We start from the raw sequence: 26,786 nt of genomic DNA on the forward strand, positions 1-26,786 counted from the left end.
TTTTTTGTGAACTTCGCTGAGTTCACTAGAATGGAACTGGTGGATACCCGACGACCTCAACTCCGGAGGCGTCGCGTGAGATCACTTCGACGGTATAGTTCGTTCCACGATTCAAATTCGTGATCGTAACAGTATGCTCAGTCACCAAGTTTGTATCGATATCACTCAAGAATTGCTCGCCAGTATCTGTGTTTGTAATTCTCACTTGGCTTGATGCCGGCAAGTTCGTTTTCCAAGAGATTGTACCTGAAGTTCCCGAACGATATGGAACCACATTTGAAATCTCTAGTTTTTCTTCTACACACGGATTTGGTTTTGATTCAGGCATTTTAAAGTTAGCCGGCGCAACGACCTTCCATTTGTCCAACTTCAGAACCTTCATTGCCACAGTTTCGCGATTCGACTTTTCGTTAAAGAAAAGATTGTTTCCTTGGAAACCACAGAGAGAGTGACGATTTGGCTCTTTCCATGATTTTGCTTTTTTATGATGTTTCCAGATCATCACGTTTGCAATGTGATAGCGTGGGCCTTGATAGTACAAAATCTTGATTGGGATTTCGGTATTGTGATCTAAGTAAACTGTACGGAACGAGCAACCCATGCGAGTGGAGTGCACGCCGTCGTTATTCAAGATCTCGTTATATTTATCTCCTTCTTTGATAAATAAACGAGCACCGTCATCTGAAAGAAGCGCAATTTCATAGTGTCCGGCTTTATCAGAAGGTTGAAGTTTCAACGAGCTTGTATATTCCACTGCGAAGTTTTCAATCAGCTTTTGATTGTTTGCATCGACTAAAACTTCACCTGAACGGGTCACAAAGCCTTCCGTAAATTGACGAGTTGGAACATTCACATCGGCAAAGTAGAGATCCTGTGGCATGCGCGTTCCTTTTTCATGGAACTCAAGAACGCTTTTTGGATTAGAACTCATTTGATCTGATTTTAAAATCAACTTACCTAAAAGACCTTGGGTCGGAACGTCGGCAGTACTATTACTTAACGGATCACAGACCGTATTCGAATCATCGACGGGAAAGTCGAGGCTCCCAATTGTCGTGGTACGTGTGTTTCTTCCGGAGAAAACACATTGAATATCATTCATCGATAGCTTTTTGCCGGATTGACTTCCAGAAGATTGTGAGGCTTTTGCAAAAGAAATATCAGATGCAAGCATAGCCAAGCATGTAATAAGGGACAATAGGCCCCAAAGTCTTACGTTCATCTTACGTACCTCATCAGACAAGTGTAAATATTGTTTCGAACTCTATCAGTATAGCAGACGCACACTGTGTTAAAAGTGTGGAACGTAGAATGGAATATTTTGAGACGTGATTATATAAATTTGAGACAGCTATTTTCTAATCGCGGCTGAAGTAGTTCCTGTAGTCATAACCGACTGCCACAAGCTTGTTCCAATTTGAATCGGGCTTGAATAGTTGATTGTATTGCCAACACCTAATTGGAAAACATCGTTGCGACCCCATCCCCAGAGTGTGCCATCAGTTCTAAGAGCGATAGTATGTTCTTCAGATGGTGCTATCTCGGACCAACTTCCTGGTACCTGCACAGGGCTGGATTTCGATGCGATAGAGCCTATGCCTAAATTTCCCGTTCCGTTATATCCCCAGGCCCAGAGTGTGTTGTCATTGCGAATCGCAAACGACACACCAAAACTTGAAAAGACTTTACTCCATGTTGTGAGAGATCCAATCTGAATAGGTGTTGATACATTCAGGGTTTGCGCGTTTCCTAGTTGTCCATCACCACCAGAGCCCCAAGCCCAAAGAGTTCCGTCAGTTTTAATTCCTAAGACAAAATCTTTTGCGACACTGATTTTGGACCATGGAATGACACTTGGAACTTTCGTTAGAACCGGGTAGTTTCCTGAACCCTGTCCGGCTCCCAAATACCCAGAGGTAGAAGATCCTGTCGCCCAAACTTCACCGGCATTATTCAACGCGAAAGTAGCACCTAAGCCCGCATATGCTTTGACCCAAGTGTTCTCTGTTCCGATGCGAATCGGAGAGCTGGAGTTGGTTGGAACTGCTGTGCCGAATTGTCCGTATGTATTATTGCCCCAGGCCCAAATGGATCCATCCACTTTGAGTCCTACCGAGTGTGTGCTGTAGGACGAAATGCTCTGCCAGTTAATCAATGTTCCAAAAAGTGTAGGGTTGCTTACGGACCCAGCGGTCGGGCCGAGTTGTCCATTGATGTTGTTACCCCAAGCAAAAATCTGACCTTTGTGATCAGTTCCAAATGCAACACCGCTGTTGGCGCCGGAGCTGGTGCCTAGCATAACGTTTTTCCACTTATGCGAAGGAGTCACTTTAGTGGGAGTCGGAATTGTAGTTGAGGACGAGCTATTAAATCCCGCAACGCCTTGACCCCACATGTAGAGCTTTCCAGATTGGCTTTTCGGAAATGCAACAGGGAAGCCCCAGACTTTCTCTACGAAAACTGTGGCGCCGACACTGGCGGAACTTTGTGCGAGGAGTTTAAGAAACTTGCGGCGATCCATATTAGTATCCTGACACCCATGAGACATAGACGTCACCACCCATTACCATAAATGTATAAAGAGTGTGTTTGCCTGCTTCTGTTGGACCGTGATCTGGTGGCATTCTGACGTTCAGGGTGCCCGTGCCCATTCCGGAATAGGCGACAAAGGAACAGGTGCTAATACCCGTGCCCTTAACTGCCAGAACATATGTGGCACCGTCAGCCATGTTATTTAATGTAAAGGCTCCGCAGCTCGCGCTGGAGTGTTGTAAGTTTCCTTGAGCAAAGTTAATTGCCATAGCGGCACTGTTATCAACAGAGGCTATAGTTCGGAATGTCTTACTGGCCGTTTCATTGTTAACAACGACATTTGCTTGAACAGCAAGATCACCCATGATTCGAACAGGCGCATTTTTACCTTGGAGTTTGAGTTCGATAGTTGTGCCAGCACCTTGTGCCCCCATCATGACGGGGTCTCCATTGGATGCGCCACCCACAACTTGCAAGAAGTTACTTTTCGCGCCACCAGCACCAGAAGTCACAAAGTCGCCCGAGCAAGCCCAGGTCGCTCCCGTCCATTCTAAAGTTCTGCCAGTCGCCGCGCAAGTAAGAGCGGCTAATGGTGCATTACCTACACCTCCTGACATGACCAGACCATTTGGAGTAAATGCGTTTGTTCCCGTACCACCGCGATCCACAGGCAATATTCCTGTCGTGATTTTAGATGCGCTTAGATCAGGAAGCATATTGATGTTTAAGAGTCCGTTTCCGTCGAGTTTGGCAATTTTATTTGCGTCACCACTTCCACCAGACAGACCCGAATTTAAAGTTAATGTCGGAGCAGTGGTCGTTGCTGTAACTGAAATATCTGCGTTGGCAGAAGTAACAGATGTCACCGTACCACCAGAACCAGTGGCAGAAATTTGAATGCCACCTGATGAGTTCGTAATCGTTACGCCGGTCCCTTGCGTGAGATTGGCTGCTTCAAAGTATCCTGCGGAATTACCGATGAGGAGTTTTCCGTTTCCAACTAAACCCGTGAAGCCCGAAACTTTTTGGCGAACTGCTGTATTGCTTGTGTAGTACAAATAATTGCCGTCATTTTCGATATTGCCACTTGCAGAGGTTCCCAAAGTTCCTGCAGGTATTCTTAGAGGGAGTCCTGAATTGGCAAGAACAAGAGGTCCGGTCAATGTACCACCTGCTAACGGGAGTTTTGTTACGTCATCAGTAGAGACAACAGACCATGTTCCATCGCCTCGCAAATATTTCGTATTATCCGCAGTTCCAGTACCCAATCGAGCCGGTGCAATAGTTCCTAATGTGATTGCCGATGCATTTAATGATCCAATGGCTTGGCACGTAAACGCATCCGTGATCGTATTCCACACCATCGCCTCACTTGAAGCACAAGGTGTCATTGGAATCATTTGCGATCCACCCCATTGATTGCGGATGTCTTGCATACGCACAAATTCAGGCTTCCACTTTGAAGTTCCGTTGTCCCAAAGCATCGCTTGGCCATCGACAGGGTTGACCGAGTCCACAGATCGACCCTGAATTCGTGACACAGTTGGATTTGGATATGAACCTAGCAAGTCACCGCCTGCCGTCCCCGTCGGAGTTGTGCTGCCAATGGCGACCGAGCCTGCGCTCGTCAAACGACCTTGTGGGTCCACTGTGAATGTTGGAATCTGGGTTGCAGATCCATAGCTTCCAGAAGTGACAGATGTGTTTGCAAGTGAGATTGTTCCCGTTGTTGTGATAGGTCCGCCCGTAAGCCCTGTTCCTGTCGCAACATTTGAAACGGATCCGCCACCACCACTTGGCCAAGCAGCCCGGCAGTCACTGCCGATACAAAGTTGAGTGGCTTTGATGTTGCCGTTGACGTCAAGTGCTTCACCGGGAGTCGTCGTGCCGATACCCACGTTACCTGTTGGAGTGATGGTAAGACGAACTTGGTCATCGGTTTTCATATTGATCGGTGAGAAGTCTTTCGTTCCAAAGATGGCAGCTGTACCGAAGTTGTTTCCGCCTTGGACAAAAACATCAGTTAGACCGAAACCACTTGCTGTTGTCGGATTTGTTCCTGATGTGACCCGACCACGATCATCGACTGTCACAGATTTATAAGTTCCAGTTGTAACACCACTTGTTGGAAGATCTGAAGCGACTATAGCAGAGTTGACGATATTTGTTCCGTTATATCGAAGATACTGACCCGAGACCCATCCTGCCGTGCTTACACTTGTACCTTGAATTTTTGAAACGGATGGATTTGGATATGTACCACTTAAATCTCCACCAGCAGATCCGGTAGGACTTGCGCCTGTGGCATTGATGGTAATGGATGTGCCAGAACTTGTGACGTTAATGCCAGAACCAGCAACGATACTTCCAGGATTATAAACAGAGCCATTACCGATCAAGACTTGTCCTGTAGTTGGTGCTGTTGCCGATCCTGTACCACCGCGAGTAACCGATAACTGCGCTTCGCTCGACATGTTTCCAGTTGCATCGTTAATGAGAACATGGCTTGCAGTTCCGTTTGCAAGTTTGGATCTGCTGATGCCAGCACCGGCAGCGATAGAGGCGTCTGTAAGACCTGTGATTCCACTAATGACGCTTGAGAAATTACCGCTGAGGATTTGGTCAAGAGTCGTGTAGCGATTAAAAATATTTTCTACGTTTGCTTGTGTGACGTTTGATGCAGCTTTAATTTGTACGAAATCAGCGGCACCTTTATCTGCAAGTTTTTGCGCGTTTAATGCAAAAGGGACATTGGTTAGTGTCACATCTGGGCTGAGATCCACAGAGCCCACACGAATATGCAATTGGCGAGTTGTGAAGCCCGTGATGTTCGCTGTTCCAGACGGATAACAATTCACCGTTCCTGAGGCTCCAAAGATTTGGGCCGTTGTATTGTTAGTTGTATCGTTACGACTGCCAATACCAACGATCGAACTGAACTCTCCGTTGGTACCAGGCGTGATATTTTGCGACTCTTCAAAAACCACGCACGAACCGCCGTAAATAATTTGGAAGGTCACAGATTGAGTTGTTGTAACAGGGTTGCCCGAAGCATCCGTTAAGATACCTTCATACGTAAAAAACGGGGCTGTTTGTGCGAATGCAGATGAACTTATTAGCAATGAGAAGATCAGAATTAGCATTTTCATTGCAAAATCCTTCCTCTCAACGTGAGTCCATTAGAACCAGTTGCCACACTCTGTTCCTGAAAACGTGCACGTGAGCGCATATGATAAGTTGTTCCACCATTTGTCCCGGATTGGTTCATACCACTTCCGACTAAAGCTTCTTGAGAAATGCGAAGACCCGGGCTGAAAAGAACTTGCAGGTCTTTCGTGATGTAAGTTCCGGTGCGAGCACGCGCACGGAATTTCACATTCAGAGTTTGTCCAGTCGTGATCGTCATTCCATTCCAAGGAGCTTTGCTGTTACTCAAAGTCATTTGGAAGTCTCTATTTGTTTGGCAGGCAAAGTTCGTTGCTGGGTCGTAGGCGAGAGATTGCATCCAAGTTGTGCCGCTATCAAAACTGAGTTCGATGTCGGTAATGAAATTAGAACATATTGCGCTGACTGAAATTGAAGATAAATCCGAGGTCACGATCTGGGGACTTTTTAGCTCAAAGGTTTCCATCGTTTTCAAAGCAGAGAGCTGCGGATTTGCATCCGTACAACCGCAAATTGTTAGTGCGGCGAAGCTTCCTACCATATAACGCACAATGCCTTGTAGATGATTCATCACTTAACTCTTCGGAAAAACGACGGAAAATCTTAATGAGATGCACATGAGAATCTCGCAATCTGTTTTGCTCTGAAACATTCTGAAGAGACAACATGGCCCCAAAAGTCCAGGCACGCTTTTAGCTTATTAGTGTCTTCGTTTGATAAAAATGGTCATTTTGACACTTAAGGGGAGAGAGAATATGAGTAAATTCCTTTTGGTTTTCCTTGCAGTCGCTGCGATGACGCAAGCGAGCCACGCACAAGAAGTTTCTTACGAAGAAGAACTTAGCCAAAATTCTGATGTTGAAATTATGTCGATGAATGAACGTCGCCCAGGTCACGGTTGGGGGCCAGGTCGTCCTGGTCCAGGCCGCCCAGGTCACGGTCGTCCGGATCCTTACCCACATCCAGGACCTCGCCCTGGTCCACGCCCGGGTCCTCCAGGTCCACGTCCACCATCGCAACCGTATCCTCCATATCCACCACCTCCAGTTTACAGAACGGAATATGTACAATGTGGTGCTTGGGATTATCGTTATAATGAATGTTATGTAAATCCGTACAGAATCCAGTCTGTGCGTTTGTACCAACAAAATTCATATGATGCTTGTATCTATGGAAGAACTTGGGGCTTCAACTACGATCGTCTTTGGACAAGTGGTGGATGCCGCGGAACTTTCATTGTGGAACGTTACTACTAAAAGTTCGTGTTTGTATTTGTGTGTGAAGGGGCTGCTTGAAAAAGCGGCCCTTTCTTTTTGAATGCTATTGCGTAGGTGGATAGCGCATCACCATGGGCCACCAACAAGGCGGAGGTAAACATTCTTCGCTGCGGTTTTTCAAACACTGCGCGCGTTGAATAAATGAGTCCAATCGGCATTGATTGTCAGGATATGTATTCGCAATAAATTTTTTCGCGGGAGTTGAGCGCTCTTTTAGTGAAACGGGCTTGTAAATTTCAAATCCCCACTTCTGCATAAAGCGAACGGTCTGCAAACCACCTTCTAAGGCAACCCCGCACTCTTTGTTATTTCCACAAAACGAACGCACTTCAAAAGAAATCTGACGGAAGTATTCCGGATGTTTGCCTGCAAATTCGGCTAGGCATTGGCCAGCATAAAAATCTGATTGTCCTTCAGTGGAGAAGTTATCAGTTGCTGAGATTGTTTGCAGAGGAGGGCCAGCAATCAAATGACCCAGTTCATGACAAAGAGTTGTGGCAATAATAATTTCGGTCATTCCTGGGGCTCGTAAAAATCCTCCCCATAAAACAGCCGAAGACGACTTTTCGTCGAAACGGGCGTGCGCAGAAAACCAATCATTATCCCAATCAACAATCACAGCAAAGTTTAAACCTTTTTCCTTGAGGAGAGGCGAGAACTGCTGCAAGAAATCTTGGGCGATTTTTTGCGTGCGTTCTTTGGTGATAGAGGAAGCAGGTTTGGCAGTTTCGGTTTGTTGGAAATAACCGCGAGCAATATGAGGCTGCACATCGGGATCTTGTTTTGGATCCACCAGGTTCCCTGGTGCTGCAATGGCCAGGGCGAGAGTCATTTTCATTGCTAAGTTCGCGAGCATTTTTCCTCCGCTCGCTATCAAGCAAGATCAATGCTCACTCTTCTGGAATATAGGCCCTTATAAGTATCTAAACATTAGACAAGGGCCCATCTTCGGGGGATTTTTTACTTAAGATAAGGAATAATCGCGATTGCGGCAGGAATGATTTGAATCAGAGCTGCACGCCACAATTGACGAGACGAAAGAATCAAAACCGCACCTGCCGCGATGATCGAAGCAAGACCGTAAATCACAAGCACTGTGCCTGCTGATTGAGTCATTTCGCCTGTTCTGAGGTGCAATCCCAGAAAGATAGCGATCGCTAAAAACAGATTATAAAATCCTTGATTGAAAGCCATGAGCTTTGTTGTTTGTGCCTCGGCTTCGGTCATACGGAATACTTTGTTTGTTCTCTTTTTTCCCCAAAGCAAACTTTCTAAAGCAAAAATATAAACATGAATAAAAGCGGGGAGAAGTGCGAGCGAGATTTCCACGAAGTTTTCCCTTCTGTTGAAAGCCAAAATGTTAGTTCACATTGAGATTTATTTTTCCGGCAAATTCAGAACAAGTCAAACTCCGGTGGCAGGACTGTTAAATTGGTCTTAGGAGGTTTTATGGTGAAGGTCGCTCTTTTTGTTCGCTTAGAGGCAAAGCCGGGAAAAGAAGAAGATGTCATTCGATTTCTTGAGAGTGGTCTGGCTCTGGTGCATGAAGAACCTGCGACAATAAGCTGGTATGCCTTACAAATGGGGCCGTCTACTTTTGGAATTTTTGATGCCTTTCCCGATGAGTCGGGTCGAAAGATTCATCTCGCAGGCAAGGTCGCTCAAGCCCTCGCAGCACAAGCCTCAGATCTGTTTGCAAAACCTCCGGAAATTCAGCGTGTGGATGTGATTGCGGCTAAGATTCCGCCTTCACGAGGGCAACTGGAAAATCAACCTTCAGCGGCAGTGTGATTTGAAGTTTGCAAATTTAGCAACAGCTGCTTGGGGAGCGAAAGCCGTTCCAATTAAAATAAAAAAGGAAGCTAAAAGCTTCCTTTTTTATTTCACGAGAGGGGAGATTACTGTTTTGTAGTCTCTTCTGCTTTTTCTTTTTTGCCGTGATGTTTGTGTTTTTTGTCTTTCTTTTCGTGTTTCACTTTAGCAACCGTATCAGCTTGTTGCTCTGTTCCCGTTGCTGGAGCAGCAGGCGCTGTTGCTTCACCTTGCGCATTTGCAAAAGCACCAACCATAACTAGGGACATAAGAAGAGTCGCGAATTTCATAAAACCTCCATTCGGTTTTTTGTTTGTGATCAACTCACAAAACCAATCTAGCAAAGAGTTCTAAAGGCCCAATTAAAACGGGATTAATTCTTTTTTATCTGTTTAAGGGGTCCCCTCTAATTCGTCGCTGTGTCTATTGTTTCGACGTTTAAGCAGCTTGTATTGCACCTTATATGCAATAGGACTGGCTTTGAAGTTGCAATGAGGTCCAGGGTTAATAAAAACAGGAGTCCTAAATATGAATTCGAAATTAGTTGCAATGACGATGGCTGGTTTGATGGTAGTGCAAAGTGGAGCGATGGCGAATACTTCTCGCGTCGAAGGAATCGGCAATACTGCCATTGAAAATGCGAAGGCGAAACTCATGGCATTGCAGTCTGATGTCGATGCTCTTGATGCCACTTTGGAAAGTGCAGAAGCGAAAATTATTGCTCGTGAAAAAACGACTCTTTTTACTGCGGCAAATGTAGCGGGTGCGGCTTTAGGTGCAGGATTAACGGCACTTTCTTATTTTACCTTAAAAAAAGCAGGGACTGACGGAGTGAATCGCGCTATCGCAATTGGTGCGGGAATCTTTACGGTTGTCTCTGGTGTTGCAGGTCATTTGGATGGAAACGCAAAGGGCGAAACTGTCACGGTTGAAACGGCAAAGCAGATTCAAATCGTGCGTGACAATGTAAAGGCCTCTTTCTCTGATCTTAACGACGATGATACAAATCAACAGTTGGCTGACCTTGATACACGCTTGCAATATTTGTTGGGCGATCTAGGGCGTTTCAATCAAGAAGAAAACGAAGATGCGAAGGCAAAAGTCAAAGCTCAATTAGCTCAGGTGATTGGTGTAGCGCTTTCTGTGGCGGGCGGTACGATGGGCCGCAGTGATCTTGTGACTTTAGGTTCTGTGATTTTGAGTGTGGGTAATATTTCAACTCTTATTCGCAGCATGGACGATTCACAGGCAGAGCTAATCTTAAAAGAAATCAAAGACACTCGTAAGTTGGTTCAAGCAACTTTTGTTGCTCCGTAATTAGGCTTTCTTGATATGTACAAGGCCTGTGCCGCGAATGTCGGCCAGGCTTTGAATCTCACAAACAGATGAAAGCATTTGTTTTGCTTCCTTGAACGGATTCCATCCGTGTTCCTCTAAATCTCGCAACAAAATGTAGGCAGAGCCGTTGGGCGCCAGGGCATTGGCGATTCCTTGAATCAATGTCGGGAAATCTGAGTCGATAAAGAAACGGCAACGGTTTTTAAATTCCGACGGAGAAAGTTTTCCTTGGCCCGTGCGGAAATAAGGAGGATTGCTGAGGATCAAGTTGTACTTGCCTTGGAAGTGTTCATTTAAAAGATCCGCATAGTTTCGCACAAGCATCTGACAATGCGTTGAGGCGTTCAGGGTTTGCAGATTTTTTTCGAAGTGCGGAATATAGACGTCTTGGATCTCTAAAAAATCAAAAGAGCGAGGAGCTTGGTTCCATTCCTTTTGACAATGAAAAATAAAATCTAAACCGATCACACCACTTCCAGCACACAGATCTAATCCCTGAATTGCAGATACCTCTTCGACTTTGATAAGTTCAAACACTCGGCGCGCCAAAAAAACCGAATCATGGGAGAATCGATATTCCTCAGGCTGCGAGTATTGAAAAGTAAAGTGCGGATTGACCGAAGACATAAACCGGAAATTACCCAAGCTTTGAAGCTTTGTACAGACGTAAAGAAGGTCAAGGCCCCGCAAAGGGGCGTATTTGAAATTTATGCTTTTGCTCGCAGGGCCTCAATCTCGTCGGTTTCCTTCGGAGCTGAGGTCAGGACTTCGCAACCGGTTGATGTGACGCAGACATCGTCCTCAATACGAACTCCCAAATATTCGAATTCCGCAAGTTCTTTGAATCCTTCTCGGAAATACAGTCCTGGTTCAACAGTAAAGCACATACCTTCTTCTAACCTACGCTCCTGACCATTGTCGTCGTAGTAAGCTGATGGATCGTGGACGTCCATTCCGATCCAATGTGAAGTTGAGTGTGGCATCAGTTGGCTCAGATCCAGAGCGAGTTCGTTTTTGTCATAACCCAAGCCTAGTAAGCCTTCACGCAGCTCTTCGAGACCAAGCTCGTGAAGTGCTTGAATGGTGGTTCCTGTTTTTACCGCGGCCAGAATCGCCTTCTGTGCTTTTAAAACTATATCATAGAGAGCTCTTTGTTCCGCACTGAACTTCTTGCCGGCAGGTATTGTGCGTGTGATGTCGGCACAATACGAATTCCATTCAGCTCCGGCATCGATCAAGATCAACTCGCCATCTGAAATTTTCTTTTGTGTTGCTCGCGCGTGTAGCATCACCGCTCGTTCACCACTCCCAACAATGCTTTCGTATGACGTCCATTGCATATCTTCACTTAAGAACAGCGACTCGATCAGGTTCGCTATTTGAATTTCAGACTTCCCAATAAGCTGTGATTTCATGATCTCAGCGTGAACGCGCGAGGAGCGAAGGCTTGCTTCTCTCATGTGTGCAATCTCGCTTGTATCTTTATGGAGGCGAAGGCTCCCAACGAGAGTCCGGGAATCACTTAAAGCTAATGGAACTGCAGACAGGCGTCGGCGGTCGCGACGTTTGAATGAAACAAGCGACAGCGCTTTCTGATCTAAATGGGCGTCGCGACCCATTGGGATCGCTAAACGATCGAACTGAGAAATCTTATCGTGAAGAATCTCATCGAGTTTTTGCAAGCTTTCGCATTTGAGGTCGCCCAAAAGGTGTTGTTCGTTGGCGGCGATCATAGCTTCTTCGCCCCAAACTGAGGATGTGCGTGCGAAGGCGTCTGACAATATGTAGTGATCTTTTCCGGCAATAATCAGATAAGAGTGGGAAAGGTTCAGACCGGTAAGGTATAGAAAGTCAGACGGTGTTTTGTACCGATACGCCACAGAGTGCGAACGCATGCTCTCTGTCCCAGAGGAGATAACAAATAAAGTGTTTGAGTAGCGGGTGGCAAGGTCGAGTCTTCTTTTTAAATAGTTTTGTGCTTCCATACCTTGAGTATAGAATGACTATTCTTTATCATATATTAAAAGCATGAAGGTTCCCTATTAGGGTACTTTGAAGGCTGGTAAAGGAGACATGCGTGGAACACTCCCAGTATCTGAATGCTATTAAAAGAGTTTTGAAAGCGCGATCCGTGACTTATCAAGATTTGGCAGAACAGTTGAAGATGACAGAGTCGGGAATTAAAAAGATGCTGAACGCGAAAGATATCTCCTTTCGCCGAGTTCTACAGATTTGTGAAGCGGTTGGTGTTTTGCCGGGGCAGCTTTTTTCACTGTCGGAAAAAGCATTTGTTTCGGAGGTAAGCTTAACTTCGCAACAAGAAGAAGCCCTATTAAAAAATCGACCTTTGTTAGCAGTCTATTGGCGGATTGCCATTGAGGGGAAAGATGTAGCTGAAGTTGAGCGACTGCAAAAGTTAACCAAAGCTGAATTAAAGAAAATGTTGGACCGTTTGGTGGCATTAGATCTTTTGTCGGTTCGTCGTGGTATTTATAAAGCACGTCACTCTGGAAAGTTCAAATGGTCTGACGACTCCAAGCTTGCAAAGACACTCAATCGAGAATGGTCGCAGTGGACACTTGAGAAGGCCTTGAAAAGAGAATCTCGAGGTTTGCATCGCCTTGTCGCGCTTCAGATGTCTCAAGATTCATATGAACAGTTCCTTAAAAAAATGAATGAGGTCATCAATACCGCCATTCATGATTCCGAAATGGATGAAATGACAGTCAGCAAGGAGAGGCTGATGAGTTGCTCACTGGTTGTCGCTTCGATTCCTCAAGGAGTTTTAGATCTCTAACTTATCGTTCGCCCCATCGTCGTGATCCAGGTAAGAGCGAAAACATAATTCGATGAAAGAGGCTGGCGGGCAGAACTCTTCTCACCCAGGCGAAAAGAAAAGCATCAAGGGTGACAAGAACTCGCAGGGGGGGATTTTTCTTTTCAATGACTTTTTGGACTTTCTTGGCAATTTGCTCTGGGGAAGAGAGCGACCATGACATGAGTTTTTCAATAAAAGGTGTCATTGAGAGATAATATTCACAATGCGGTCCCTGAACAGCTTGGCTGAGGCGCGCTTTTTTCGAAAATAGAACTCGTTTAAATGATGCGGAATTGATGAATCCCGGTTGAATAAGAGAGACATGAATACCGTAAGGCTTGGCTTCATACCAAAGTGCCTCGCTGGCTCCTTCAAGTGCATGCTTCGAGGCGCTGTAAGAGGCCATGGTCGGCATCGACATCATGCCGCTAACAGAGGAGACATTGACGATGTGACCGGATCCTTGTTCGCGCATCAACGGCAAAACAGCGCGAACTAAATCCATGGGACCTGCATAGTTGGTTCTGAATTGGATTTCTTCGGATTCAGAGTCCATATGTTCAATCACGGAGCGAAAGCAGACACCGGCATTGTTAATGAGAACATCAATTCGTCCCCAGATTGAACACACGTCATTTACCACAGTGTATATTTGAGCCACGTCAGTGACATCCAGTTCTCGAATGAGTAGGCGATCATTTTCTTGAAAGCGCTTTTGCAAAAATTTAAGGGAGGGGGCACGCGCTGTCAGCACCAAACGATAGGGAGTCGAGCTTGCAAAATGTGTTGCGAGAGCAAGTCCCAAGCCAGAGCTGCATCCTGTGATAAAGATGACTTTCATGACGACCTCCTTAGCTAGACTCCTGGCGAACGTGAGGCGCAAAGATTTTTTCCAAAGCACGATCCAGTTGTGGCACGCTAAGAGGTTTCGTCAGAACAGTGGTTGATGAGACGACCTTATTAAAATTTTCTTTAATAAGAGTGTCTTCGGCCACAGAGACGAGAATCAGAGGAATAGTATTGTGAATTTGACCTTTGAAGCGGATCAAATCTAGACCCGTTCCTGAGCCGGCTAGAAATAAATCTGTAATAATAAGACTATAAGGTGACTGGTATTTAATAGATGACGTCAGAAAGCGTTGTGCTTCTTCGCAGCTAATCGCCCAGTCTAAATGGTAATCAACGAACTGTCTTTTTAATACAAGCTCCCAAAGTGGCCTTAAAGCCAAGTCATCCTCGACAACGAGCACTCGTGCACTCATGAATCCTCCTTGAATTACTGAAATAGGATGCATGAGGCATTTTGTCTTTTGACTAAAATCATTTGATGATTTCGCAAAACCTTGCTTAAATTCGACCTACATGGCGAAAATTCTCTGCGTCGAAGACAGTGCTGAATTTTATATCTACCTGACCTCGGTCCTTAGGGACCATATATTGGTTCAGGCCGAGTCTCTTAATGATGCATTCAAAATTCTCCAAACAGGACGAGACAGTTTTGATTTGGTCCTTCTAGATATCTCTCTGCCAGATGGAAACGGTGTACGTGCTTTGCCGGATTTAAAAGAGGCGTTTAAGTCAAAGCCTGTTCCTATTATTGTTTTGAGTTCTGATAATGACGTGATTAGCAAGGTTGCGGCATTTGGTATCGGGGCTGACGATTACGTCTCAAAACCACCTGATGCTAGTGAGCTTCGTGCCCGCGTGGAAGCGCGTTTACGTGCGGCGCGTGTGATGCAAGATAATATCAATCAAATTCAAATTGGCGACCTGATTATCGACTCAAATCGCATGTCAGTAGAACTTATCAGCTCTAAAAAAGGCCGTGTTCAAATTGATCTCACTCCGTTTGAATTTAAAATTCTTAAAATTGTAGCAGCTCGCCCAGGGCAGGTTTTCACTCGCGATCAATTGATTGATCAAGTGTGGGGTGTCGGGAAGTATGTGACTCAAAGAACGGTCGACGCTCATGTGAGTCACTTACGTAAGAAAATCACCGATAGCTGTGTTTCGATCGAAACAGTTTTGAGTGTGGGCTATAAGGCCGAAGTCAAAGATAGCTCTTCAGGCGCGGAAAGTTAGTTTCAATTTTTTCAATCAGATGACGTCCCTCGCGAATATATTTATTCAATTCATCGCCGTGCAGATGCAATTCAGGCATAGCGCGGATATCTGAACTCAACTTACGAGATCTTTGTCCAAAGGCTTTAAGTCCAATAAGTTCGCAAGAGCCTGTCAGCTTGTGACAAGCTTTCCATGCGTTTTCGGAATGATCTTCTTCGATAGCGGTTTCAATCGCTTTTAAAGAGTCTTCAGCGGATAAACAAAAGCGTGCCAAAACACGCAGTGCAACCAAAGCGCCCGCGTCTTCAGTTAGTTGATTAAATGCGCCAATATCAAAATCAGAGGACGTTTTAAGGTAATTGGCGACTCGCTCCAAGTCTTGTTGTAACTCCATTTTGCCTTCTTTCGGTTCAGTAAAAAGTCTCATTGCAAAACAGTAGCAATAGCAGGTTATCTCAATTTTAAATTGGTTTGAAGAAACCTTCAAATGTAATTAATCTCAAAGCAAAGGGCGAACAGCAAGATCAAACGATGCCATTTACAGCTAAGAAGATTCAGAAATTAAAGCAGCTTAAAAAGTTCCTATTTTGGATTCCGATCTTCACATTTATTTTAGGTGTCGGAATTTCTGTCTATGTCTATAAGAGTCTCCAACAACGGGAATTGGCCGCACTTCAAGCTGAATCTTTTTCGCGCTCCAAAGAGTTGATCAATCAAATCGACCTTCTTTTTTCTAATAGCATTTTGCGAATTCAATCTTACGAAGAATATATCGGATCAAAGCCCCGGACCTACAAGCAGGATGCGGGCTTTATTTCTCAATCTCTCCCTTATACGATTTTTCAGCGAATTTCCATTTTTAGAAAAATTCAAAACAAGGATCCCAAAACAGGTTATCCAAAACTGAAAGTCATTTTGGGAGTGAATACAAAAAACTCGACTTTGCCACCATCGGTCAGCGATTACATGGTTTCGGAACTGTCGCTAAAAGGCGTGCAGAGATTGGATGCGAAAAAGACTTTTCAAGAAGCTGTTTTGCACAATTTTCTCGATGTGCCGCAAATTTCTTTTATCTTAAGATCAAAAACTCACAGCGATGTCTACTTCGTCTATACAGCGCCATTGAGCAGTGTCTTTGCGAAAACTGAACTTCGTCCCGGAGAGAGCCTGGATATCATGGACGAAACCGGCGGCCTTTCGTGGACGGTTAAAGGGAGCGGTAGTGAAAAAGCCGTGGTCGCAAGTGGGGGAGTTCCAGGGCCCAACACGCTTCATCACCAATTTAATTTTTCGGAAGGGATGCCTCAATCAGGATTGAAACTGAATTTCCGATTTAATTATCTTCAGCAGGTCACTTTGTCTTCGTCGGCTCTAATTGCTGGTCTGATGAGTTTGTTGATTTCATTCGTTGTTTCGTTCTTGTTTTATGTATTGGTTCGTCAAAACTCGCTTGTAACCAGATTGGTTATCGAAAAAACCAATGATTTGGAAAAAGCCCGTCACGAGCTTGAAGAAATCTTACTGGGGAAATCCCGCTTTTTGGGAAATATCAGTCACGAAATTCGCACTCCTTTGAATTTAATTCTGGGCATGGTTGATCTTTGTGAAGAAGAAGATACGAACAAAAAAATCAGTCAGTATCTGGCAAGTATGCGAGCATCCGGTAATCATCTCCTCTCGATGATTGAAGATCTTTTGGATCTGTCCAAATCTGAAAGCAATGACCTGCAAATTTCTCCGATGCGAGTGAATCTGATCCAGTTTTTAGATGAAGTCGCTCGTTTAGCAGGACAAGATTGTTCGAAAAAAGGCCTGCGCTTTTACGCGAGTTTTGCCGGCGACCTACCTGCCGCCATCAAGACAGACCCAAGTCGTTTGCGTCAGATTCTTATGAATCTTTTGCGCAATGCTTGTAAATATACGAGCCAAGGACATGTGCAGCTGCGCGTTTGCGTTCTTGCGCAACAAGCTCAAAAGACCCAAATCCGTTTTGAAGTATCCGATTCTGGAATTGGTATTCCAGAAGACAAGCTCGCTAAAATCTTCGACGCCTTTTTTCAGATTGAAGGATCTTACGCGCTCTCTGAGGGGGGTGTGGGACTTGGGTTAGCTATCGTAAAAGAACTTGTGCGTAAATTAGGCGGAAGCATGCACGTCAAGTCTCAACCGAAAAAGGGGTCTACTTTCCAAGTGGATTTAGATGTTGAGGTCTTAGAAGAGCAAAGCTGGCTGACGGCCTTTAAGGTCACGGACAATCAAATCAGAAAACTGCAATTGGTTTCGCAAGATCCACGTTGGGTTGAATCTATTTCTGTTTTAAGTATGCATGAAAGTATCGAGGTTCATTCCGCGCAAATCGGAAGTTTACCAGGACTTCTTGCGCGCAGTGGTCAAGATCCTTATTCGTGGTTGGTCATCGACACCACAGCTCCAGGTTTTGCAATTGAGAGTTTGAAAAAGTTGGGAGCTCATCAAAACATCTTGCTTGCAGGAAACAAACGCCAGATTGCAGATGCGAACCACAATCTTAAAGTGACGGTTTTGGATCACACACCTGTTTTGGCAACGGATATTCTGAATGCTATGGGGTTGATGACCCGACAAAAGAAAAAAGCCGAACGCAAACAAATCCAACCTCCTGTGGCGACGGCGCATATCTCTGAATCGGAAAGTAATAGAACCTTTATCGTCGCCGATGACGATATGGGAAATAAAGAGCTTTATATGGCGTACTTTGAGGGCAGTCCTTGGAAAATTCAGTATGCCATGAATGGGCAAGAAGCATGGGAGCTGTATTTGCGGGAACAACCCGATCTTTTAGTTTTGGACGTGCGGATGCCTGTGATGGACGGTTTTGAGGTCGTTGAAAAAGTTCGTGCTCAGGAATTACAAGCCGGCACGCCGCCGAAGCCCATTTTGCTTGTGACGGCAGATGCGCTTAGTTCGACAGAGGAAAAAGCTTTGCAATATCCGAAGGTGTCTTTTTTAACTAAGCCTATTCGCAAATCTGTGCTTTTTGATTCTATTCGCAAAATGCTTGAATAGCGACCTCTTTAAGAGGCCGCTTTTCTCAGAAGTCTATTCCTTGAATTTATCTTTGGCCTTTTCATAAGATGCTGAGAGATCATCCCAGGACTTATTCATTCCATCTTTCATATCATCCCAGGCTTTGCCTGAGCTTCTTGAAAGCTTTTTCAAATCATTCGACATTTCATTTTGTTTTTTCTCGAGTGACGCGATTTCTTTTCTCATATCGCTTTTCATTTCGCCGGTTTTTTTAGCTGCGTCTTGTTTCATGGTGGCGATTTCTTGCTTCATGTTGTCGAGTTTGTTTCTCATCTCGCGTTGAAATGCTTCTTTCTGCTCTTTCGTGTACTGGGTCGCCGTTACCATGGTGTCAGAAGCTTTTTCTTTTACTTCTTCAGTGGTCACCGCGTAAGAATAGAGTGGAGCTGATGCAAACAGAGTGAGCGCAAGTATGGTTTTCATTGGGGAATTTCTCCTTTTTGAGTTCATCTTACGAAGCAAAAAACACGTTACAAGTGAATACCTGTAAGTCAGTTAAATAGCACAAGTACGATTAAACTGTGCTTTTTGACTTTTTAAAGTCTCAATGGGACGCTTAAGAAGTAGAAATCTTATCCAATTAAAAGAGAATCTGGCTTAGAAAAATGAGGAGTAAAAATGATTAATGAATTTCAGTGGCCGGCACTTGAAAATTTTATTCTGAAATCTGTGGTCATTGATTCGCCATCTCTTCAAGACAATCCTTGGAAAGATTCGCCTGTTCGACACAATCCATTGTTAGTTCCCCGCATTCATTTGGATAGGCCTCAGGAGCGATTACCATTGGTCGTCGTATTATCGGGTTTTGGCGGAAACGGTCCCAAATATTTGGCCGACAAAGGGTTTGAAAAGAATTTTGTTCAACAGCTTGATGAATGTGTGAGCGATCGAAAAGGACCTGAGGCTTTTTATTTGTTTGTTGATGCTTGGACATTCTGGGGCGGCTCGCAATTCATTAATTCCAAAGGCATGGGCCGCTACGAAGATTATTTGATGAAAGAGTTGATGCCAACGGTTCTTACAAATCTCCCGATTGATCACAGTCGAGTCTGTGTCACGGGCGTCTCTTCGGGCGGATATGGAGCTCTTCACTTGGCAAGTTCTTACCCCGAAGTGTTTCCTTATGTTGCCGCGATGGCTCCAGACTCGTTTTTTGAAACTTGCTACTTGAATGACGTTTATCAGTCGATTCCGTTTATTGTGAAGTGCAAAGATCTCAAAGGGCTTATGAGTCAGCACAAGCAAGGTAAAATTGCCTCGCGCAAAGATGGATTTACTATCTTAAACTCCGTCTGTATGGCGCTTTGTTATTCTCCGACTTCGGATCACGGCTTTGAATTGCCCATCGATACTGAAACGGGTGAGATTCGTGAATCAGTGTGGAGAAAGTGGAAAGAGCACGACCCTGTTGTCTTTTTAAAAGAGCGTAAGACTGCTGTGAAAAAGTGGCAGAAATCTTATTTAGAAGTCGGCATACGTGACAACTTCAATTTATTCTTTGGAGCTCGTCATATCCGCGACATCTTGAATAAGAACTCCGTCGCTCTTGATTACACAGAGTTTGATGGAACTCATTTTGATTTCCATGAACGTCGTCCTGAGTTGTGGAACTGGCTTGCCAACGAGTGGCGCTAGAGGCCACTGACTGGAACATCAAGGCTCGGAATTTTTACTGACTTAAAGGCTTCATCTAGTTTCTTTTTCAGTTCTGGAGATAGGTTTTTTTTGCGGCAAATGACGGCTTCAAGTGTCTGGCTATCTGTTTTATAAGGAATCAGCTTTACAGAATGTTTTCTTTGCTTCAGCAAGTAGTTTACCATCGCGGGCAGTCCACAAATACCATCAAGGCGCCCCGTATAAAGCATTTCTATGACTTGGCTTGTATCCGTCACATCCGTGATTAGCTCTCGTTTTAGATACTTTGTGCTGAGGTCGGTGCAGGCTCCACGTAGCATGCCTACACGAATTTTTTCCTTGTCGTAACTGACGGATTCTTTCAGATACAAAGTGGGTTTCGCTGTATAGAGGGATTCCTTTTTTTCATAAAGGTCCGAGTACTTGTCACAGCTAACTGAGAAAAAGATCGTCATATCAGGATTAATTTTTGATAGTGAGTTCTGCAGTCGAATATGTGGATAGAGTTTATAGGTAAACTTCATTCCAGTTATTTGAGACAACTGATTCAGAATTTCGTAATTAATGCCATGGAGAGTTCCATTTTCCATATAGGAAAACGGAGCTACGTCGGCCGAAAGTGCGATCTCCAACGTCGTTGAAGGCTCAGAATGCGCAGGCGTGGCGAACGCCTGGATGCAAAATAGCAATTTAAATAAAGCACCCATGCTCTAAGAATAAGCTTATAAAACTGGGCTTGTCACTGATGAGGTGTAACGCGGCTCAAGTGTAATGCAATTTACTTCAGGATTGCCTTTTCCAGGAAACCAAGATGCTCATCGATCCCTTTATTGATTTCCGCTTTGCTCTGCAGGCTTGCAAATTGGCCATCCAGTAACAAGATTGAAAATCCGTGAATGCCAGACCAGATGCTGCGAGCGGCGTTTAGAGTATCTGTTTTACGAAAGACCCCTGTTTTAATTCCTTCTTGAAGTATTTCCATTAAAACTTGAAATGCTTGCGCTCCGATTTGATCAAGCTCCGGACGTTGCTCTGTTGCGCAACGGAGCTCATGGTGAAACATACTGCGGTAATGGCCTGGATTTTTAAGAGCGAACTCGATATAGGCACGACCCGAAGCTTGAAGCTTCTGCCGGGGAGTGCGCGCCTTGCTGACTTCTTCCGTGAAGGATTGAACCAAAGCTCTAAACCCTTCTTCGGCGATATGAGACAAAAGGTCTTGCTTAGATTGAAAATGCCTATAAACCGCCGTGTGGCTCACTTTGAGGCTCTTGGCGATTTCCCGCAAAGTAAAGTCGACCTCACCCTTTTTCTGAATGATTTCAACAGTTTTCTTAATGGCTGCGATTTTCAAATCGCCATGATGATACGTTTTCATCTTGTAAAAAAGGCTAGCAGATTTTTACTATGTTTACAACGGTAACATTAATGTTAACATTGGTTACATGGACATTGATGCTTTGTGTAGGAGGAAGTCTATGAAAAAAGTCCTGGTAATTAATGGTCATCCCAATGATGAGAGTCTCAATGCTCACTTAGCTCTTCAATATTCTGAAGGTGCTAAGCAGGCAGGACATGAAGTGAAACTTGTGCACCTGTCTCATCTGAAGTTCGATCCGATCCTTCACAAAGGCTATCTCAAAATTCAAGAACTCGAACCTGATCTTATTCAAGCGCAGAAAGATATTCTTTGGGCGGAGCATGTGGTCTTTGTTTATCCGATGTGGTGGGGGACTGTGCCCGCACTCTTGAAAGGCTTTTTGGATCGCACATTCTTACCGGGCTTCGCTTTCAAATATCGAAAAGACAACCCTCTCTGGGACCGACTTCTTAAGGGCCGCTCGGGCCGCATTATTCTGACAACGGATGCTCCGTGGTGGTGGAATCTGTTTGTGAATTGGAATCCGTCTATTCGCATGATGAAAGTTACAGTCCTTGAATTTTGCGGAATCAAACCCGTTGGAGTTACTCAATTTGACTCTGTAAAAACAAGGCGGCCACACGAAATTCAGAAGTATTTGAAAAAGACCTTTGAGTTGGGCCAGAGGGCTATCTAGTGGTTGTTTTGAAAAGATTTCACTTGCTCGCTCCCGCTTAAACGGGGAGCGATATTGAGCGCTGCACTTGGGTCAAAGCCAATTCTGAACAATATTTAATTTTGACAGTAATTCGAGTTGCTCCTAGATTGCGGCGCATGTCACGTGCGGCCGAATATCTGATTGCTCAGTATAATTCTAAGAAGCTCAAGAATCCCAGATTCTCCATTCGAGCCTTCGCTCAACAGTTAGGGATTAATTCGGGTCGTCTCAGCGAATACATGAATGGCGAACGAACAATTTCAAAAACCATGGCACAAAAGATGTCGCCAGGTTTAAGATTGGACGCCGCTGAAGCCGAATACTTTCTTCATTTAGTTGCTGCCGATGAACGCGCGCGCAAGTCTACAGATTATCGTGTGCTGGCCGACGACGAGTTGGCGCTTTTAGTAGAGTGGCATCACTATGTGATTCTATCGCTGATCTCCACGCGGGATTTTATTTTAGAGCCTAGTTGGATTGCCGAACGCCTTGAGATTCCAGAGCCAATTGTCGTCAGTTCTCTAGCGCTGCTTTCCCGTTTAGGATTGATTACGATTGATAACGGCAAAGTCGAACGTAAAACAGGACCTATTTCGACAACGACTGATATTCCCAGCCAGTTTGTTCGCTTAGCGCATAAAGAAAAGCTTCAGTATATTTTAAACAACATGGATCGAGTGCCTGTAGAAAAAAGAGATCTTTCAACAATCACACTGGCCATTGATGAAAGCAAAATTCCCGAAGCAAAAATCATGATTCAGAATTTTCGCCGCAAGCTGGCGACTCATTTGTCCAAAGGAAAAAGAAATCAGGTTTATACAATGAGCTTCGAACTTTTTCCATTCTCGAAAACTGTTCCGATGAAGAAAGGACCGAGATTATGAGAACTCTCATTTCAATCCTGATCGCTCTAGTGGGAACTTCCTCGATAGCTTTTGCCGGAAATGATTGGGCTGAAACTCGTAACGGCGGATATGTTGTCTTATGTCCGTCCCAGCCCGCGCAGGTTTTGGATCTGTACGAAGCTAAAAATATTCACGGCCTTTCTTTAGATTCCAAGGCGTCTGGGAATCTTGAACAGCATTTCTCGCGTCTTCTTTCTAAGATAGCGCGCTTGGATGCCGAAAGGGCTCTTCTTTACAACACTTGGTTTCAAGATTTCTTTAATGAAGTGCAGTATATTTCCGATTCTAATTTTTATCCAATCCCTGATGTTGGTTACACCGTTATTGCGAAAAATTGCCGTCTCGAGCTTGCAATATTTCAGAGAGCTCCTAGCATTTTCAATAAGTCACGCTATCGCATCAATCAAGATTTGTGGCAGCAATTAGACGAAGCCAACAAAGCCGCACTTGTTTTGCACGAGCTGATTTATCGTGAATATACAACGTTCGGCACGGGCATTGATACTTCTGAGCCAACTCGTTTTCTGAACGCTTGGGTAAATTCAACTGAGTTCGAAAGTTTGGATTTGCAAACATACCTAACAATGTTGCAAGAGGCCCAGTTCAAAGAATTTTTCTATCAGGATTTCCGTATTGATTTGGGAACTTGGCTTCCGTTGACCAGGGAGTGGAACCGTCATTTCATGACCTTCCACGACAGCTCTCATATTCGTGCCGCACGCTTCAGTGCTGTTCCTTTATCCGCTCAAGAGTTTCTAAAACCTCTTCAAGAGTGTTTGCGCTCAGATGTTGTGGAATTAAACGGTGAGGTCACATTCGGCCGTCAAGCAAACGTCGAAAAGCTTGCTGTCTTCTTCGTTAAAGCTCCCTGTCTGTACAAATATAACGGCACTAGTGGACGTTATGACATTAAATCTGACAAAGCGATATTGTTGAATGATGGCAGCTATGAATTGTCGGGCCTCTACAACGCGAACGATGTCCTTCGCGTGAATGAAAAAACTTTTATATTCTCGAAAGAAACCTCTCAGCGGGCGCGATTTTTATTCGATGCACGAGGCGAGGTTCAAAAATTATTTTTGGAAAATAAAGCCTGTCTGACTTCTAACGGGCATTCGATTGTGGTGACTTCGGAGCTCGCTGAAGTCGAGTTCGATATGTCTGCGAAGAAAGATCTTAAGATTCCGTTTTGCTTGAACTAATTGCGCGCTCGTCTTCTCAGCGGGAGCGCTTTATGAAAGTGCTCCATCCTTAAAACTAGAGCCGCTTGAGTCTCTCAGTAACAATGAGGGCATGAAATACGTTTTGTGCTTCTTGCTGATTTGTGAAGTTTGTTTTTCATTTTCCGGTTCGTCGCTTCGTCGGGCGCGAGACAATTTTAACAATTATACTTTTAATCTCAAAACCGCTGACATGACGGTGCCCATGGCAAGTCATCGTTCCAGTGGCCAGCAATACGGCTATGCAGTCGCTTTGTCTGAAGATCAAAACACGATGGTCGTTGGTGCGCCTTATGATGATACGGATGCAAACGGTGCAAATTCTGTTACCGATGCCGGTGCCGTTTACGTTTACACCAAGCAGGGCGGTGCTTGGGTTTATCAACAAAAGATCGTCCCATCCGGAACGAATGCTCGAATTGCATCAGATAATTTTGGTTGGAGTGTCGCTATCAGCGGAGACACGATTGTCGTCGGCGCACCTTTACATGACTACGATGCCGCTGGAGCAGATGCACAAACAACTGCTGGCGCCGCATGGGTATTTAAGCGTTCAGCGGCAGTATGGAACCAGGAGCAGAAACTAGTTGGCACGGGTTTAAATGGCCGCTTTGCTGATGATTACTTTGGTTGGTCTGTCGTGATCGATGGAGATACGGTCATTGTGGGTTGTCCTGATCAGTCTTACGACGCGAGCGGTGGGGCCGCCGTCTCTGACGCAGGCGCAGCTTTCGTTTTCCTTCGCACCGGAAGCACCTGGTCGCTCCAACAAAAACTTGTCGCTATAGGAACCGCAGCTCGTGGTGTGGGTGATTACTTTGGCGCCAAGCTTGCGATTAGCGGGGATACTATGGTGGCTGCATCTTATCCGCACAATTACGATGCAGCTGGGGGAAACGCCTTGAATGATGCTGGAGCCGCCTATGTGTTCACTCGTTCTGCGGGTGTTTGGACTTTACAGCAAAAACTTGTTGCGACGGGGACGAATGCGCGAGTGACCAGTGATATGTTTTCCTTCAGTGTGGCACTTAGCGGTGACACCTTAGTCGTTGGAACGCATCAACAAGACTACGATGTCGCCGGAGCAAATTCAGTGACAAATGCGGGGGCGGCGTATGTCTACACAAGATCTAGTGGCACATGGAGCCTTCAACAAAAATTGGTCGGAGTAGGAACCAATGGGCGTGTCGCATCTGATTTATTTGGAAGTGCTGTTTCTATTTCAGGCGATGTTATTGCGATTGGCGCTTATCAACAGGACTATGACGAAGCAGGAGCAGGCACTGTTACGAACGCGGGAGCTGTCTTTTTATTTTCCCGTAGTGGAGCGGTGTGGAGTTTACAGCAAAAAATAATTGCGAGCGGAACGAATGCTCGAGTTGCGACAGATAACTTTGGATCGAGCGTCAGTTTGGTTGGAACAACACTGGTCGTTGGATCTAACCTGCAGGACTACGATTCCATTGGAAGCAACTCACTTTCCTCGGCAGGAGCCGTTTTTATAGACGAGTACAGCGGTGGCAGTTGGTCGCAGATTACGCGTTTGAGTGCGGAAGCACCAGCGCCGTTAAGATCTTTATCCAACGGTGCATACTTTGGGTATGCAGTGGCTCTATCCGAAGATGGTAACACTCTGGTGATTGGATCCACCAGTGATCAACTGGATGCCTCGGGTGCAAACCCATTGACGGCGGCAGGAGCTGCCTATGTGTATATAAAATCCGGAGGCACATGGGCTTTCCAGCAAAAATTGGTCGGCCAAGGGACTAACGCTCGAAATGCGTCAGACCGTTGTGGCTCGAGTGTCGCTATCAGTGGCGATACCATTGTGATGGGTTGCTTCTGGCAAGACTATGATGCCACGGGCGCCAATCTGCTGAATAACGCGGGAGCCGCTTATGTCTTTACTCGAAGTTCTGGTGTTTGGACCCAACAACAGCGCTTGGTCGGCGTTGGGACCAATGGACGTGTGGCGGGAGACTTATTTGGTTTTTCAGTCGCTATCAGCGGTGACACCATTGTCGTCGGTGCAGATGGGCAGGACTATGATGATTCCGGCGGAGCTGCCGTGACCGACGCTGGGGCCGCCTACATTTTCACACGGTCCGGATCAATCTGGAGCTTGCAACAAAAAATCATTGCGAGCGGAACCAATGCACGTGTCACCTTGGATTCTTTCGGCAGAAATGTTTCTATTCATAACGACACTGTTGTTATCGGGGCATATCGGCAAGACTACGATGTTTCTGGTGCGAATTCATTAACAGATGCGGGAGCTTCTTATGTTTTTGTTAGGAGTGGAGCAACATGGACTCAACAACAAAAACTAGTTGGAGTTGGAACAAATGGAAGGGCTGCATCCGATAACTTTGGTTTTGTAAATGCGATCTATGGAGACACTCTTGCGATCGGTGCATTCAATCACTATTTCAATTCAACAGGCGCAATTTCGACAATTAGCGCAGGCGCAGTTTGGATTTTTGTAAGGTCAGCAGGCGTCTGGAACGTCAGTCAGAAAATCACGCCCACGGGAACGAATGCGCGCGATTCCGGAGATTATTTTGGTTACTCTTTGGATCTTCATGAAGATTTATTAGTGGTGGGCAGTTACCGCAATGATTATGATGAAACGGGTGCCAATGCAGTGAGCGATGCGGGCGCGGCTTTTATTTTTTCGCGTGGTCGCGGTGGATGGAAACAGAGACAAAAGCTTGTTGGGATTGGGACAAATTCTCGAGTTACATCCGACAACTTTGGCTATGCCGTTGCGATTTCAGCAAATACCGTCGCAGCTGGCGCTTATAAGCAGGATACGGATGCAAACGGCACCAACACCTCTTCAGATGCGGGAGCCGTTTTTATCTTTAACAGATAGA

At 45.2% G+C, this 26,786-nt stretch carries 26 protein-coding genes; 11 read left to right on the forward strand and 15 right to left on the reverse strand.

The window, feature by feature from the left end:
• Positions 1 to 25: 25 nt before the first annotated feature.
• From ACLWOR_RS10155 to ACLWOR_RS10170, 4 genes are all read right to left on the reverse strand, one after another.
• Positions 26 to 1,222 carry a hypothetical protein gene (locus ACLWOR_RS10155; protein WP_413940591.1) on the reverse strand — a complete coding sequence of 399 codons (1,197 nt, stop codon included), beginning with the start codon at positions 1,220 to 1,222 and terminating at the stop codon, positions 26 to 28.
• Between the two features lie 129 nt (positions 1,223 to 1,351).
• Entirely contained in the window at positions 1,352 to 2,521 is a 1,170-nt protein-coding gene (locus ACLWOR_RS10160) for an RCC1 domain-containing protein (protein WP_413940592.1), read from the reverse strand.
• A 1-nt stretch (position 2,522) separates the two neighbouring features.
• Positions 2,523 to 5,681 carry a beta strand repeat-containing protein gene (locus ACLWOR_RS10165; RefSeq protein WP_413940593.1) on the reverse strand — a complete coding sequence of 1,053 codons (3,159 nt, stop codon included), beginning with the start codon at positions 5,679 to 5,681 and terminating at the stop codon, positions 2,523 to 2,525.
• On the reverse strand, positions 5,678 to 6,268 hold the full coding sequence (locus tag ACLWOR_RS10170) for a hypothetical protein (protein WP_413940594.1): 591 nt from the start codon (positions 6,266 to 6,268) through the stop codon (positions 5,678 to 5,680). Before ACLWOR_RS10170 ends, ACLWOR_RS10165 begins: the two co-directional genes overlap by 4 nt.
• A gap of 184 nt (positions 6,269 to 6,452) precedes the next feature.
• On the opposite strand from ACLWOR_RS10170, the gene ACLWOR_RS10175 reads away from it, so the two are divergent.
• Complete coding sequence (locus ACLWOR_RS10175; protein ID WP_413940595.1) at positions 6,453 to 6,953, forward strand: DUF3011 domain-containing protein; 501 nt, start codon at positions 6,453 to 6,455, stop codon at positions 6,951 to 6,953.
• 64 nt (positions 6,954 to 7,017) lie between these two features.
• Here the strand turns inward: ACLWOR_RS10175 and ACLWOR_RS10180 are convergent, their stop codons facing one another.
• Positions 7,018 to 7,830 (reverse strand): hypothetical protein, encoded by an 813-nt coding sequence (locus ACLWOR_RS10180; protein WP_413940596.1) that lies wholly within the window; start codon positions 7,828 to 7,830, stop codon positions 7,018 to 7,020.
• A gap of 104 nt (positions 7,831 to 7,934) precedes the next feature.
• Entirely contained in the window at positions 7,935 to 8,303 is a 369-nt protein-coding gene (locus tag ACLWOR_RS10185) for a DUF1304 domain-containing protein (protein ID WP_413940597.1), read from the reverse strand.
• Between the two features lie 120 nt (positions 8,304 to 8,423).
• Between ACLWOR_RS10185 and ACLWOR_RS10190 the strand changes: the two genes are divergently transcribed.
• A complete protein-coding gene (locus ACLWOR_RS10190; protein WP_413940598.1) occupies positions 8,424 to 8,765 on the forward strand; it encodes a putative quinol monooxygenase in 342 nt (113 codons plus the stop codon).
• A gap of 107 nt (positions 8,766 to 8,872) precedes the next feature.
• Here ACLWOR_RS10190 and ACLWOR_RS10195 read toward each other — a convergent pair whose 3' ends face one another.
• A complete protein-coding gene (locus tag ACLWOR_RS10195; RefSeq protein WP_413940599.1) occupies positions 8,873 to 9,076 on the reverse strand; it encodes a hypothetical protein in 204 nt (67 codons plus the stop codon).
• Between the two features lie 238 nt (positions 9,077 to 9,314).
• Here ACLWOR_RS10195 and ACLWOR_RS10200 point away from each other — a divergent pair, with 238 nt between their 5' ends.
• The gene (locus ACLWOR_RS10200) at positions 9,315 to 10,103 is read left to right on the forward strand and encodes a hypothetical protein (RefSeq protein WP_413940600.1); all 789 of its coding nucleotides are present in this window, start codon (positions 9,315 to 9,317) and stop codon (positions 10,101 to 10,103) included.
• On the opposite strand, the gene ACLWOR_RS10205 is transcribed toward ACLWOR_RS10200, so the two are convergent.
• Together ACLWOR_RS10205 and ACLWOR_RS10210 are read right to left on the reverse strand one after the other, a co-directional pair.
• Positions 10,104 to 10,751 carry an RsmD family RNA methyltransferase gene (locus ACLWOR_RS10205; protein ID WP_413940601.1) on the reverse strand — a complete coding sequence of 216 codons (648 nt, stop codon included), beginning with the start codon at positions 10,749 to 10,751 and terminating at the stop codon, positions 10,104 to 10,106. It lies immediately after the preceding gene.
• An 80-nt stretch (positions 10,752 to 10,831) separates the two neighbouring features.
• The gene (locus tag ACLWOR_RS10210) at positions 10,832 to 12,109 is read right to left on the reverse strand and encodes an aminopeptidase P N-terminal domain-containing protein (RefSeq protein ID WP_413940602.1); all 1,278 of its coding nucleotides are present in this window, start codon (positions 12,107 to 12,109) and stop codon (positions 10,832 to 10,834) included.
• 92 nt (positions 12,110 to 12,201) lie between these two features.
• On the opposite strand from ACLWOR_RS10210, the gene ACLWOR_RS10215 reads away from it, so the two are divergent.
• A complete protein-coding gene (locus ACLWOR_RS10215) occupies positions 12,202 to 12,921 on the forward strand; it encodes a helix-turn-helix domain-containing protein (protein WP_413940603.1) in 720 nt (239 codons plus the stop codon).
• A gap of 1 nt (position 12,922) precedes the next feature.
• On the opposite strand, the gene ACLWOR_RS10220 is transcribed toward ACLWOR_RS10215, so the two are convergent.
• On the reverse strand, positions 12,923 to 13,783 hold the full coding sequence (locus ACLWOR_RS10220; RefSeq protein ID WP_413940604.1) for an SDR family NAD(P)-dependent oxidoreductase: 861 nt from the start codon (positions 13,781 to 13,783) through the stop codon (positions 12,923 to 12,925).
• A gap of 10 nt (positions 13,784 to 13,793) precedes the next feature.
• Positions 13,794 to 14,204 (reverse strand): hypothetical protein, encoded by a 411-nt coding sequence (locus ACLWOR_RS10225; protein ID WP_413940605.1) that lies wholly within the window; start codon positions 14,202 to 14,204, stop codon positions 13,794 to 13,796.
• 100 nt (positions 14,205 to 14,304) lie between these two features.
• Here ACLWOR_RS10225 and ACLWOR_RS10230 point away from each other — a divergent pair, with 100 nt between their 5' ends.
• Complete coding sequence (locus ACLWOR_RS10230) at positions 14,305 to 15,024, forward strand: response regulator transcription factor (RefSeq protein ID WP_413940606.1); 720 nt, start codon at positions 14,305 to 14,307, stop codon at positions 15,022 to 15,024.
• Here the strand turns inward: ACLWOR_RS10230 and ACLWOR_RS10235 are convergent.
• A complete protein-coding gene (locus tag ACLWOR_RS10235) occupies positions 14,993 to 15,400 on the reverse strand; it encodes an Hpt domain-containing protein (protein WP_413940607.1) in 408 nt (135 codons plus the stop codon). The two genes, ACLWOR_RS10230 and ACLWOR_RS10235, sit on opposite strands and share 32 nt — an antisense overlap.
• A 77-nt stretch (positions 15,401 to 15,477) precedes the next feature.
• On the opposite strand from ACLWOR_RS10235, the gene ACLWOR_RS10240 reads away from it, so the two are divergent.
• On the forward strand, positions 15,478 to 18,051 hold the full coding sequence (locus ACLWOR_RS10240) for a hybrid sensor histidine kinase/response regulator (RefSeq protein WP_413940608.1): 2,574 nt from the start codon (positions 15,478 to 15,480) through the stop codon (positions 18,049 to 18,051).
• 33 nt (positions 18,052 to 18,084) lie between these two features.
• Here ACLWOR_RS10240 and ACLWOR_RS10245 read toward each other — a convergent pair whose 3' ends face one another.
• Positions 18,085 to 18,495, reverse strand: a complete 411-nt coding sequence (locus tag ACLWOR_RS10245; RefSeq protein ID WP_413940609.1) for a hypothetical protein — start codon at positions 18,493 to 18,495, stop codon at positions 18,085 to 18,087.
• A gap of 195 nt (positions 18,496 to 18,690) precedes the next feature.
• Here ACLWOR_RS10245 and ACLWOR_RS10250 point away from each other — a divergent pair, with 195 nt between their 5' ends.
• Entirely contained in the window at positions 18,691 to 19,707 is a 1,017-nt protein-coding gene (locus tag ACLWOR_RS10250; RefSeq protein WP_413940610.1) for an alpha/beta hydrolase-fold protein, read from the forward strand.
• On the opposite strand, the gene ACLWOR_RS10255 is transcribed toward ACLWOR_RS10250, so the two are convergent.
• Positions 19,704 to 20,414 carry a substrate-binding periplasmic protein gene (locus ACLWOR_RS10255; protein ID WP_413940611.1) on the reverse strand — a complete coding sequence of 237 codons (711 nt, stop codon included), beginning with the start codon at positions 20,412 to 20,414 and terminating at the stop codon, positions 19,704 to 19,706. The genes ACLWOR_RS10250 and ACLWOR_RS10255 overlap by 4 nt on opposite strands.
• Before the next feature lie 71 nt (positions 20,415 to 20,485).
• Entirely contained in the window at positions 20,486 to 21,085 is a 600-nt protein-coding gene (locus ACLWOR_RS10260; protein ID WP_413940612.1) for a TetR/AcrR family transcriptional regulator, read from the reverse strand.
• Positions 21,086 to 21,185: 100 nt separating this feature from the next.
• Here ACLWOR_RS10260 and ACLWOR_RS10265 point away from each other — a divergent pair, with 100 nt between their 5' ends.
• The 4 genes from ACLWOR_RS10265 (at position 21,186) to ACLWOR_RS10280 (ending at position 26,785) form a co-directional block, all read left to right on the forward strand.
• Complete coding sequence (locus ACLWOR_RS10265) at positions 21,186 to 21,764, forward strand: NAD(P)H-dependent oxidoreductase (protein ID WP_413940613.1); 579 nt, start codon at positions 21,186 to 21,188, stop codon at positions 21,762 to 21,764.
• Between the two features lie 137 nt (positions 21,765 to 21,901).
• Positions 21,902 to 22,669, forward strand: coding sequence for a TIGR02147 family protein (locus ACLWOR_RS10270; RefSeq protein WP_413940614.1), 768 nt, complete (start codon positions 21,902 to 21,904; stop codon positions 22,667 to 22,669).
• The gene (locus ACLWOR_RS10275) at positions 22,666 to 23,892 is read left to right on the forward strand and encodes a hypothetical protein (protein WP_413940615.1); all 1,227 of its coding nucleotides are present in this window, start codon (positions 22,666 to 22,668) and stop codon (positions 23,890 to 23,892) included. The genes ACLWOR_RS10270 and ACLWOR_RS10275 overlap by 4 nt, the downstream gene beginning before the upstream one ends.
• A gap of 91 nt (positions 23,893 to 23,983) precedes the next feature.
• The gene (locus ACLWOR_RS10280; RefSeq protein WP_413940616.1) at positions 23,984 to 26,785 is read left to right on the forward strand and encodes a hypothetical protein; all 2,802 of its coding nucleotides are present in this window, start codon (positions 23,984 to 23,986) and stop codon (positions 26,783 to 26,785) included.
• Position 26,786: the final 1 nt, after the last annotated feature.

The organism is Bdellovibrio sp. HCB2-146 (genome assembly GCF_047345725.1).
Classification (GTDB): domain Bacteria; phylum Bdellovibrionota; class Bdellovibrionia; order Bdellovibrionales; family Bdellovibrionaceae; genus Bdellovibrio.

Bases quoted from the DNA above. Each gene is read 5' to 3' on its own strand.
- ACLWOR_RS10155 (WP_413940591.1), bottom strand. From the start codon at position 1,222: ATGAACGTAAGACTTTGGGGCCTATTGTCCCTTATTACATGCTTGGCT.
- ACLWOR_RS10160 (WP_413940592.1), bottom strand. From the start codon at position 2,521: ATGGATCGCCGCAAGTTTCTTAAACTCCTCGCACAAAGTTCCGCCAGT.
- ACLWOR_RS10165 (WP_413940593.1), bottom strand. From the start codon at position 5,681: ATGAAAATGCTAATTCTGATCTTCTCATTGCTAATAAGTTCATCTGCA.
- ACLWOR_RS10170 (WP_413940594.1), bottom strand. From the start codon at position 6,268: ATGAATCATCTACAAGGCATTGTGCGTTATATGGTAGGAAGCTTCGCC.
- ACLWOR_RS10175 (WP_413940595.1), top strand. From the start codon at position 6,453: ATGAGTAAATTCCTTTTGGTTTTCCTTGCAGTCGCTGCGATGACGCAA.
- ACLWOR_RS10180 (WP_413940596.1), bottom strand. From the start codon at position 7,830: ATGCTCGCGAACTTAGCAATGAAAATGACTCTCGCCCTGGCCATTGCA.
- ACLWOR_RS10190 (WP_413940598.1), top strand. From the start codon at position 8,424: ATGGTGAAGGTCGCTCTTTTTGTTCGCTTAGAGGCAAAGCCGGGAAAA.
- ACLWOR_RS10195 (WP_413940599.1), bottom strand. From the start codon at position 9,076: ATGAAATTCGCGACTCTTCTTATGTCCCTAGTTATGGTTGGTGCTTTT.
- ACLWOR_RS10200 (WP_413940600.1), top strand. From the start codon at position 9,315: ATGAATTCGAAATTAGTTGCAATGACGATGGCTGGTTTGATGGTAGTG.
- ACLWOR_RS10205 (WP_413940601.1), bottom strand. From the start codon at position 10,751: ATGTCTTCGGTCAATCCGCACTTTACTTTTCAATACTCGCAGCCTGAG.
- ACLWOR_RS10210 (WP_413940602.1), bottom strand. From the start codon at position 12,109: ATGGAAGCACAAAACTATTTAAAAAGAAGACTCGACCTTGCCACCCGC.
- ACLWOR_RS10220 (WP_413940604.1), bottom strand. From the start codon at position 13,783: ATGAAAGTCATCTTTATCACAGGATGCAGCTCTGGCTTGGGACTTGCT.
- ACLWOR_RS10225 (WP_413940605.1), bottom strand. From the start codon at position 14,204: ATGAGTGCACGAGTGCTCGTTGTCGAGGATGACTTGGCTTTAAGGCCA.
- ACLWOR_RS10230 (WP_413940606.1), top strand. From the start codon at position 14,305: ATGGCGAAAATTCTCTGCGTCGAAGACAGTGCTGAATTTTATATCTAC.
- ACLWOR_RS10235 (WP_413940607.1), bottom strand. From the start codon at position 15,400: ATGGAGTTACAACAAGACTTGGAGCGAGTCGCCAATTACCTTAAAACG.
- ACLWOR_RS10245 (WP_413940609.1), bottom strand. From the start codon at position 18,495: ATGAAAACCATACTTGCGCTCACTCTGTTTGCATCAGCTCCACTCTAT.
- ACLWOR_RS10250 (WP_413940610.1), top strand. From the start codon at position 18,691: ATGATTAATGAATTTCAGTGGCCGGCACTTGAAAATTTTATTCTGAAA.
- ACLWOR_RS10255 (WP_413940611.1), bottom strand. From the start codon at position 20,414: ATGGGTGCTTTATTTAAATTGCTATTTTGCATCCAGGCGTTCGCCACG.
- ACLWOR_RS10260 (WP_413940612.1), bottom strand. From the start codon at position 21,085: ATGAAAACGTATCATCATGGCGATTTGAAAATCGCAGCCATTAAGAAA.
- ACLWOR_RS10265 (WP_413940613.1), top strand. From the start codon at position 21,186: ATGAAAAAAGTCCTGGTAATTAATGGTCATCCCAATGATGAGAGTCTC.
- ACLWOR_RS10270 (WP_413940614.1), top strand. From the start codon at position 21,902: ATGTCACGTGCGGCCGAATATCTGATTGCTCAGTATAATTCTAAGAAG.
- ACLWOR_RS10275 (WP_413940615.1), top strand. From the start codon at position 22,666: ATGAGAACTCTCATTTCAATCCTGATCGCTCTAGTGGGAACTTCCTCG.
- ACLWOR_RS10280 (WP_413940616.1), top strand. From the start codon at position 23,984: ATGAAATACGTTTTGTGCTTCTTGCTGATTTGTGAAGTTTGTTTTTCA.